Raw genomic sequence first — 9,270 nt, forward strand, 5'->3', positions numbered from 1 at the left:
GAGGGGGATGGGGTGGGGGGGTTGTTTAGCGTGGGGAGGGTGGTTTGGGTGCGGCTCATGAATCCCCGCCCCCCACTCCCCTCCCCCCCCCCCGGGACACCCCCTACCGTCACCCCCGCCTCAGGACCCGGGAGGCGCCCGCCGCCACGGTCGTGGCCAGGATCCAGCCCAGGATGATCAGCGCGGCCCCGCCCCACTGCCAGCCGCCCTCCAGGATCCACTGGTCCTGAAGGCCGAGGTCGATCACCGGCAGCAGCAGGTCCAGGGCGAACAGCGATGCGTCCCAGTCGGGGTGCTCGTCCGCCTTGATCGGCGGCGGCTCGCCGTGCACCGCGAAGAGCACCGCCCCGGCCGCCCACAGCACGGCCATCCACAGCGCCGCCCGCCCCGGCCGGTAGCCGTAGACCACCGTCCAGTCCTGGAGGTACCCCCACGCGCGCAGCGCCGGCGGCAGCGTCGACCGCCGGCGCCGCTGTTTGGCGAGCAGCACCCCGCGGGCGTCCGCGTCCTCCCCGGAGGCCCGCAGGACCGCGGCGAGCCGCTCGTACGGTTCCGGGGAGTACTCGGGGGTGGCCGCCTCGACCCACTCCAGCCGCAGGGACGGCGGGAAAAGGCCCCGGGGCGCGAGGTTCTCGTAGCCGAAGCCCTCGATGGACAGCCGGCCCGGGCGGGCCGGCCAGCTCGTGGCGGTGTCCACGAGCTTGACCACCTGCGAGCCCGACAGCACCACCCGGCCCCGCTCCGGGCGCTCGCCCACGAACCGCAGCTCCGGGGTGTGGATGCGGCGCAGCGAGATCTCCTGGTCCTCCGTGAGGGTGAACCGGGCCCCGTAGAAGTCCACGGCGTCCCCGAAGCGGCCGTCGTCCAGCCGCAGGCCGCCCCGGCACTCGAAGTGCTGCGCGGGCTCGCCCCGCAGCGGGGTGTAGCCCTGCCCGTAGGGGGGAGTGGAGAAACCGGAGTCGCCCGCGGTGGAGTCCAGGGCGATGGAGGTCAGGTAGAGGGTGCGCTCGACGGTGAGCTGCGGGGCGTTCAGCGCCCGCTTCCCGGCCGGATTGCTCAGGCGGGCCCCGCGCAGGCTCATCGACACGCCGATCTTGGCGCCGCGCAGGCTCAGCTCCCCGTAGGTCCGCAGCAGCTCGCCCTGGAAGTCCTGCGCGACCGACATCCCGTCGGCGGCCAGCGCCCGCCCCTTGGTGTCGCGCTGCACCACCGCCTCGCTGATCAGCAGGTCGGTGCCGATCTGCGCGTCGGTCAGCCGGATCCCGCGCGCCACCCGGCAGCGCGGCAGGTGCAGGTCGCCCTCCGTCTGCAGTCGGGCCGCGTCCAGCCGGGGTATCGCGCAGTTGACCAGGCGCAGCGTGCCGAAGCGGGTCTCCGAGAGCTGTACCTCGCCGTCGAAGCGGCAGGACTGGAGCTCCACGTACGGGGTGACCGTGCCCCCGGACAGGTCGAGGCGTCCGGTGATCCGCACGCCGCGCAGCTTCAGGGAGGCCACCCGGCCCCGCACCGGGTCGGGCCCGTGGAGCAGCAGCAGGGCCACCACCGCGGCGCGCACGCTGCGCTCGGGGCCCCAGACCCGGTCGGCGTGCGGATCGTCCCGCTCGGCCGTGCGGGTGCTGAGATCGCAGACGCTCCCGGTCCGGAACGCGTCCCACATGAGCCGTTCGGGGCCGGTGAGATCGTCCGGTTCCCCGTCCGGGCGTACTTCGGCCATGGCGGCCCCCCTCCGCTCGTCGGCGCGGACCGCACCGCACCTACCCGCACGCTAGGGGGCCGCTGTGACATCGGGAAACGTCCGTGGCCTGTATCAGCCAGTGATACGGACGAACGGTGCCGCGAGGCGGTCTGAGAGAATTGGCAGGTGATCTCTCGTATCGACCTGCGCGGCGACACCCTCCCCGAGGGTGGCGCCCTGCGCGATCTGCTGCCCCGTGCCGAGTTCGACGTAGAAGCCGCCCTGGAGAAGGTGCGGCCCATCTGCGAGGACGTCCACCATCGTGGGACGGCGGCGCTGATCGAGTACGCGCAGAAGTTCGACGGGGTCGAGCTCGAGCAGGTCAGGGTGCCCGCCGAGGCGCTCAAGACCGCTCTGGACGAGCTCGACCCGGCCGTCCGCGCCGCCCTGGAGGAGTCGATCCGGCGCGCCCGGATCGTGCACCGCAACCAGCGCCGCACCGAGCACACCACCCAGGTGGTCCCCGGCGGAACGGTGACCGAGAAGTGGGTTCCGGTCGAGCGCGTGGGGCTGTACGCCCCGGGCGGCCGCTCGGTGTACCCGTCCTCCGTCGTCATGAACGTCGTCCCGGCCCAGGAGGCGGGCGTCGAGTCCATCGCGCTCGCGTCCCCGCCGCAGAAGGAGTTCGGCGGCTTGCCGCACCCGACGATCCTCGCCGCCTGCGCGCTGCTCGGCGTGGACGAGGTGTACGCCGCGGGTGGCGCCCAGGCCGTCGCGATGTTCGCGTACGGCACGGAAGACTGCCCGCCCGCCAACATGGTGACCGGCCCCGGCAACATCTGGGTCGCCGCCGCCAAGCGCTACTTCACCGGCAAGATCGGCATCGACACCGAGGCCGGCCCGACCGAGATCGCGGTCCTCGCGGACTCCACGGCCGACCCGGTGCACGTCGCCGCCGACCTGATCAGCCAGGCCGAGCACGACCCGCTGGCCGCCGCCGTCCTGGTGACGGACTCCGAGGAGCTCGCGGCCGCCGTCGAGAAGGAGCTGGAGCCGCAGGTCGCGGCCACGAAGCACATCGAGGACCGGATCAAGCCCGCGCTGGCCGGCCGCCAGTCCGCGATCGTGCTGGTCGACAGCCTGGAGGACGGCCTCAAGGTCGTCGACGCGTACGGCGCCGAGCACCTGGAGATCCAGACCGCCGACGCGGCCGCCTGGGCCGCCCGCGTGCGCAACGCCGGCGCGATCTTCGTCGGCCCGTGGTCCCCGGTCTCGCTCGGCGACTACTGCGCCGGCTCCAACCACGTGCTGCCCACCGGCGGCTGCGCCTGCCACTCCTCGGGCCTGTCCGTGCAGTCCTTCCTGCGCGGCATCCACATCGTCGACTACACGCGCGACGCCCTCGCCGAGGTCACCCACCACGTGGTGACCCTCGCCGAGGCCGAGGACCTGCCCGCGCACGGCGCGGCTCTGAAGGCACGATTCGGGTGGAAGGTTCCGCAGGCATGACCGGCACCACTGACAGCACCGACGGCACCGGCGCCGAGGCCGTCATCGGCATCGACGACCTCCCCATCCGGGACGAGCTCCGCGGCAAGACCCCGTACGGCGCCCCGCAGCTGGACGTGCCCGTCCAGCTCAACACCAACGAGAACCCGTACGGTCTGCCCGAGCCGCTCGTCGCGCGGATCGCCGAGCGGGTCGCCGAGGCCGCCCGCACCCTCAACCGGTACCCCGACCGGGACGCGGTCGAGCTGCGCACCGAGCTGGCCGCCTACCTCACCCGTACCGGCAAGCACCCGGTCGCGCGGGAGAACGTATGGGCCGCCAACGGCTCCAACGAGGTCCTCCAGCAGCTGCTCCAGACCTTCGGCGGGCCCGGCCGCACCGCGATCGGCTTCGAGCCCTCGTACTCGATGCACGCACTGATCGCGCGCGGCACCGGGACCGACTGGATCTCCGGCCCGCGCAACGAGGACTTCACCGTCGACGTGGAGGCGGCCGAACAGGCCATCGCCGAGCACGCCCCGGACGTCGTCTTCATCACCTCGCCCAACAACCCCACGGGCACCGCGGTAGGGGCCGAGACCGTCCTGGCCCTCTACGAGGCCGCGCAGGCGGCGAAGCCGTCCCTCGTCATCGTGGACGAGGCCTACGTGGAGTTCAGCCACCGGGACTCGCTGCTGCCGCTGATCGAGGGCCGCCCGAACCTGGTGGTCTCCCGGACCATGTCCAAGGCCTTCGGCGCCGCCGGACTGCGCCTCGGCTACCTCGCCGCGCACCCGGCCGTGGTCGACGCCGTACAGCTCGTACGCCTGCCGTACCACCTGTCGGCCGTCACCCAGGCGACCGCGCTGGCCGCCCTGGAGTTCACCGACACCCTGCTCGGCTACGTCGAGCAGCTCAAGGCCGAGCGGGACCGCCTGGTCACCGAGCTGCGGGGGATCGGCTTCGAGGTCACCGACTCCGACTCGAACTTCGTACAGTTCGGCCGGTTCGAAAACTCCCACACCGCCTGGCAGAAGATCCTCGACCAGGGCGTCCTGGTCCGGGACAACGGCGTACCGGGATGGCTGCGGGTCACCGCGGGCACCCCGGCCGAGAACGACGCGTTCCTGGAAGCGGTTCGCGCACTGAAGAAGGAGCAGCACGCATGAGCCGCATCGGACGGGTCGAACGGACCACGAAGGAGACCTCGGTCCTCGTCGAGATAAACCTCGACGGCACCGGCAAGGTCGACGTCTCGACGGGCGTGGGCTTCTACGACCACATGCTCGACCAGCTCGGCCGCCACGGCCTCTTCGACCTCACGGTCAAGACCGAGGGCGACCTGCACATCGACAGCCACCACACCATCGAGGACAGCGCGCTCGCGCTCGGCGCCGCCTTCAAGCAGGCCCTCGGCGACAAGGTCGGCATCTACCGGTTCGGCAACTGCACCGTGCCGCTCGACGAGTCCCTCGCCCAGGTGACCGTCGACCTGTCCGGCCGCCCCTACCTCGTGCACACCGAGCCCGAGAACATGGCGCCGATGATCGGCTCGTACGACACGACGATGACCCGGCACATCTTCGAGTCCTTCGTCGCGCAGGCCCAGATCGCCCTGCACATCCACGTGCCGTACGGCCGCAACGCCCACCACATCGTGGAGTGCCAGTTCAAGGCGCTGGCCCGGGCCCTGCGCTACGCCGCCGAGTTCGACCCGCGCGCCGCCGGGATCCTGCCCTCCACGAAGGGCGCCCTCTAGCGTGAACGGGCTCAACACGATCCTGATCTTCCTCGGCCTCTTCCTGGCCGGTGGCGCGTATTCCTTCAAGAAACAGGACATCTCCACCTCCGTCGTCGTCCTGCTCGGCCTCGCCTCCGTGATGTGCCTGGTCGCCGGAGTGCTGCGGATCCAGGGAATTTGGGAGTGAGTACCTTGACCCCCACCAAGAAGGTCGTGGTCTTCGACTACGGCTTCGGCAACGTCCGCTCCGCCGAGCGCGCCCTCGCGCGCGCCGGCGCGGACGTGGAGATCACCCGCGACTACGACAAGGCCATGGACGCCGACGGACTCCTCGTCCCCGGTGTCGGTGCCTTCTCCGCCTGCATGCAGGGCCTCAAGGACGCGCGCGGCGACTGGATCATCGGCCGCCGGCTCTCCGGCGGCCGCCCGGTCATGGGCATCTGCGTCGGCATGCAGATCCTCTTCGAGCGCGGCATCGAGCACGGCGTGGAGACCGAGGGACTGGACGAGTGGCCCGGCACGGTCGGCCCGCTCCAGGCCCCGATCGTCCCCCACATGGGCTGGAACACCGTGGACGCGCCGGCCGACAGCCAGGCCTTCGCCGGCCTGGACGAGGACGCCCGCTTCTACTTCGTGCACTCCTACGCGGCCCACGACTGGTCGCTGGAAGTCACCAACCCGCTGATCAAGGCCCCCAAGGTCACCTGGGCCACGCACGGCGAGCGGTTCGTCGCGGCGGTGGAGAACGGGGCCCTGTGGGCCACCCAGTTCCACCCCGAGAAGTCCGGGGACGCCGGCGCCCAGCTCCTCACCAACTGGATCGAGACCCTGTGATGACGACGTCGAAGAAGCTCGAACTGCTCCCCGCCGTCGACGTCCGCGACGGCCAGGCCGTGCGCCTCGTGCACGGCGTGTCCGGCAGCGAGACCTCCTACGGCTCCCCGCTCCAGGCCGCCCTGGCCTGGCAGTCCGCCGGCGCCGAATGGCTGCACCTGGTCGACCTGGACGCCGCCTTCGGCACCGGTGACAACCGCGCCCTCGTCGCCGAGATCACCGGCGCCATGGACATCAAGGTCGAACTGTCCGGCGGCATCCGCGACGACGCCTCGCTCGCCGCGGCCCTCGCCACCGGCTGCACCCGCGTCAACCTCGGCACCGCCGCCCTGGAGACCCCCGAGTGGGCCGCCAAGGCCATCGCCGAGCACGGCGACAAGATCGCGGTGGGCCTCGACGTACGCGGCACCACCCTCAAGGGCCGCGGCTGGACCAGCGAGGGCGGGGACCTCTACGAGACCCTCGCGCGCCTGGACTCCGAGGGCTGCGCCCGGTACGTCGTCACCGACATCGGCAAGGACGGCACCCTCACCGGCCCCAACCTGGAGCTGCTGACCAACGTCTGCGCCGCCACCGACCGGCCCGTCGTCGCCTCCGGCGGCATCTCCTCCCTCGACGACCTGCGCGCACTCGCCGGGCTCGTCGGGGCCGGCGTCGAGGGCGCCATCGTAGGCAAGGCCCTGTACGCCAAGGCGTTCACGCTCGAAGAAGCCCTGAAGGTGGTCTCCGCATGACATCCCACAACACGTCCGGCGAGAACACCTCCGCCGTCCGCCGCATCTCCTCCGGCGGCCCCTACGAGGACGTCCTCGGCTACTCCCGCGCCGTCCAGCTCCCCAACGGCCTCGTCCTGGTCTCCGGCTGCACCGGGGCCGACGCGGGCGGCCCGTACGACCAGGCGAAGAAGGCCTTCTCCGTGGCCTTCGCCGCCCTGGAGCAGGCCGGGCTCGGCCCCGAGCACGTGGTCCGCACCCGCATGTACCTCACGCACGCCCGTGACGTGGACGAGGTCGGCCGCGCCCACAGCGAGCTCTTCGACAAGGTCCGCCCCGCCTCGACGCTGCTCATCGTCAACGGGTTCGTGGACCCGAGCATGGTCGTCGAGGTGGAGGTCGAGGCCTTCGGCCCCGTCGGGGGAGGCTCGGCATGACCCTCGCCGTACGGGTGATCCCCTGCCTGGACGTCGACAACGGCCGCGTGGTCAAGGGCGTCAACTTCCAGAACCTGCGCGACGCCGGCGACCCCGTCGAGATGGCCAAGCTCTACGACGCCGAAGGCGCCGACGAGCTGACCTTCCTCGACATCACCGCGTCCTCCGGGAACCGGGAGACCACCTACGACGTGGTGCGCCGCACCGCCGAGCAGGTCTTCATCCCGCTGACCGTGGGCGGCGGCGTCCGCACCGCCGACGACGTGGACAAGCTGCTGCGGGCCGGCGCCGACAAGGTCGGCGTGAACACCGCCGCCATCGCCCGGCCCGAGCTCATCCAGGAGATCGCGGAGCGGTTCGGCCGACAGGTGCTGGTGCTGTCGGTCGACGCCCGCCGCACCGCATCCGGCTCCTTCGAGGTGACCACCCACGGCGGCCGGCAGAGCGCCGGCATCGACGCCGTCGAGTGGGCGCACCGGGCGGCCGAGCTGGGCGCCGGGGAAATCCTGTTGAACTCGATGGACGCGGACGGTACCAAGGACGGCTACGACACCGAGATGATCGCGGCCGTGCGCAAGCACGTCACGGTCCCGGTGATCGCCTCGGGCGGCGCGGGCAAGCTCGCGCACTTCCCGCCGGCGATCGCGGCGGGCGCCGACGCGGTGCTCGCGGCGTCGGTGTTCCACTTCGGAGACCTGCGCATCGGGCAGGTCAAGGAAGCGCTGAGGGAAGCGGGCCACCCGGTCCGCTGAGGCCTGCTTCGCCCGTGGGGGGCTCGCAGTGAACGCGAACGTGTGGCGGGACGGCAACGTCCTGCGCTGGCTGGCCGCCTACGGGGCTTCGCTCGTCGGGGACGGGGTCTACTTCCTCGCCCTCGGCTGGGCGGCCGCCCAGACGGCCGGCCCGGCCGAGGTCGGCCTGGTCATGGCGGTCGGCGCGATACCGAGGGCGCTGCTCATGCTGGGCGGCGGGGTGGTCGCGGACCGCTTCGGGCCCCGGCTGGTGGTCATCTCCTCCGACGCGGTGCGGTGCGGTGTCGTCCTGGCCCTGGCGCTCGTCCTCGCCCTCGGCTCCCCGGGCCTGTGGGTCCTGGTGCTCGTCGCCCTGGTCTTCGGCATCGTGGACGCCCTGTTCATGCCGGCCGTCGGGGCGCTGCCGCCGCGGATCGCGGGGCCCGGGCAGCTGGTACGGGTCCAGGGGCTGCGCAGCCTCGCGGAACGCGTCGGGCACACCGCCGGGCCGCCGGTGGCGGGGCTGGCGATGGGGCTGGGCGGGCCGGCGTCCGCCTTCGCGGTGGCTTCGGTGCTGTTCGGGGTCTCGCTGGTGCTGCTGATGGCGGTACGGATCGCTCCCCTGCCGGCGTCGGCTGCGGGCGCGGTGGCGGCCCCTTCCTCCGAGAGCCCTTGGCAGCAGCTCCGCTCGGGGCTCGGCTACATCCGGCGGCACGGGCTGATCGGGCCCCTGATGCTGTCGGGGGCACTGAGCCAGCTGGGCACGTCCGCGCCGATGACGCTGGGGCTGATCCTGGTCTCCGAGGAGCGCGGCTGGGGGCCGGGCGGGGTCGGCTGGATCATCGGGGGGATGGGCGCGGGCGCGGCGTCGAGCGCGCTGGTGCTCACCCTGATCCCGAGGTTCCCCCGGGCCGGGGCGGTCCAGAACCTCACCCTGATCGTCGGCTCGGCCGGCATCGGCGGCCTGGTCCTGGCCCCGAGCCTGCCGGTCGCCGTGGCGCTGGCCGTGCTGACGGGGCTGGTCTGCGGGATCTGCGGCGGCTTGGCCATCGCCCTCATCCAGACGGCCACGGACCCCTCGTACCTGGGGCGGGTCAGCTCCGTGATGGCCTTCACGGCGGTCGGCCTGGCCCCGCTGGCCTATCCCGCCTTCGGCTTCGCCGCCGACCTCTGGGGCGTGACCCCGGTCTTCCTGGCGGGGGCGGCGGTCTCCATGGCCGGGGCCATAGTGGGCACCTCGGCCCCCGCGGTCCGCCGCGCGGAACTGGCCCTGGCTCCTTCTTGACGCGCCGCTCGCGCGGTGCGGCCCTGGCGGGCCTTACCGGCTTCGCGCCGCTGCGCCGGACTCCGTCCGGCGGTGACCCGGTCGGGGTGCTCGCCACCGCCGTCCCGGCGTGGGGCCGGTGGGCGGGTGCGGCTGGGTGGGCCCTGCGGGGCGAAGTCCCCTACCCGCCCTTCCACCGTTCCCCGGGCGCTGCCCGGACCCGCGCCTCAAACGCCGGCGGGGCTGGGGGTGTCCCCGGACGGGCCGGAAAGTGCCCCGTGCTGCGCCCGGACCCCCGCTCCTCAAACGCCGGCGAGGCTGGATGTGCCTGCGACGCCGCTGGATATGGCCGCCGCCGGCGAAAATCCAGCCCCTCCGGCGTTTGAG

The 9,270-nt window shown here is 72.6% G+C and carries 10 protein-coding genes; 9 read left to right on the forward strand and 1 reads right to left on the reverse strand.

Annotation, left to right across the window (positions count from 1 at the left end; translation table 11 throughout):
- Window positions 1-109 precede the first annotated feature (109 nt).
- Window positions 110-1,714 (reverse strand): oxidoreductase, encoded by a 1,605-nt coding sequence (locus tag ACFRU2_RS39485; RefSeq protein ID WP_382981138.1) that lies wholly within the window; start codon window positions 1,712-1,714, stop codon window positions 110-112.
- A gap of 147 nt (window positions 1,715-1,861) precedes the next feature.
- Between ACFRU2_RS39485 and hisD the strand changes: the two genes are divergently transcribed.
- Genes hisD through ACFRU2_RS39530 form a run of 9 tightly spaced genes read left to right on the forward strand, consistent with a single transcriptional unit; the run spans window position 1,862 to window position 8,904 of the window.
- The gene (gene hisD / locus ACFRU2_RS39490; RefSeq protein WP_382981139.1) at window positions 1,862-3,184 is read left to right on the forward strand and encodes a histidinol dehydrogenase; all 1,323 of its coding nucleotides are present in this window, start codon (window positions 1,862-1,864) and stop codon (window positions 3,182-3,184) included.
- Window positions 3,181-4,332 carry a histidinol-phosphate transaminase gene (locus ACFRU2_RS39495; RefSeq protein ID WP_382981140.1) on the forward strand — a complete coding sequence of 384 codons (1,152 nt, stop codon included), beginning with the start codon at window positions 3,181-3,183 and terminating at the stop codon, window positions 4,330-4,332. The genes hisD and ACFRU2_RS39495 overlap by 4 nt, the downstream gene beginning before the upstream one ends.
- Window positions 4,329-4,922 carry an imidazoleglycerol-phosphate dehydratase HisB gene (gene hisB / locus ACFRU2_RS39500; RefSeq protein ID WP_215035049.1) on the forward strand — a complete coding sequence of 198 codons (594 nt, stop codon included), beginning with the start codon at window positions 4,329-4,331 and terminating at the stop codon, window positions 4,920-4,922. Before ACFRU2_RS39495 ends, hisB begins: the two co-directional genes overlap by 4 nt.
- A gap of 1 nt (window position 4,923) precedes the next feature.
- Complete coding sequence (locus ACFRU2_RS39505; protein WP_254383598.1) at window positions 4,924-5,091, forward strand: hypothetical protein; 168 nt, start codon at window positions 4,924-4,926, stop codon at window positions 5,089-5,091.
- Window positions 5,092-5,096: 5 nt separating this feature from the next.
- Window positions 5,097-5,738 (forward strand): imidazole glycerol phosphate synthase subunit HisH, encoded by a 642-nt coding sequence (hisH, locus tag ACFRU2_RS39510; RefSeq protein ID WP_250743832.1) that lies wholly within the window; start codon window positions 5,097-5,099, stop codon window positions 5,736-5,738.
- Window positions 5,738-6,472: a bifunctional 1-(5-phosphoribosyl)-5-((5-phosphoribosylamino)methylideneamino)imidazole-4-carboxamide isomerase/phosphoribosylanthranilate isomerase PriA gene (gene priA, locus ACFRU2_RS39515; RefSeq protein WP_250743790.1), complete on the forward strand. Its 735-nt coding sequence runs from the start codon at window positions 5,738-5,740 to the stop codon at window positions 6,470-6,472. The genes hisH and priA overlap by 1 nt, the downstream gene beginning before the upstream one ends.
- Entirely contained in the window at window positions 6,469-6,888 is a 420-nt protein-coding gene (locus ACFRU2_RS39520; RefSeq protein WP_382981141.1) for a RidA family protein, read from the forward strand. The genes priA and ACFRU2_RS39520 overlap by 4 nt, the downstream gene beginning before the upstream one ends.
- Window positions 6,885-7,640, forward strand: a complete 756-nt coding sequence (gene hisF / locus ACFRU2_RS39525) for an imidazole glycerol phosphate synthase subunit HisF (protein WP_250743792.1) — start codon at window positions 6,885-6,887, stop codon at window positions 7,638-7,640. The genes ACFRU2_RS39520 and hisF overlap by 4 nt, the downstream gene beginning before the upstream one ends.
- Before the next feature lie 28 nt (window positions 7,641-7,668).
- Window positions 7,669-8,904: an MFS transporter gene (locus ACFRU2_RS39530; protein WP_382981142.1), complete on the forward strand. Its 1,236-nt coding sequence runs from the start codon at window positions 7,669-7,671 to the stop codon at window positions 8,902-8,904.
- Window positions 8,905-9,270 lie beyond the last annotated feature (366 nt).

Source organism: Streptomyces sp. NPDC056883 (genome assembly GCF_042788835.1).
GTDB lineage: Bacteria > Actinomycetota > Actinomycetes > Streptomycetales > Streptomycetaceae > Streptomyces > Streptomyces stoeckheimensis.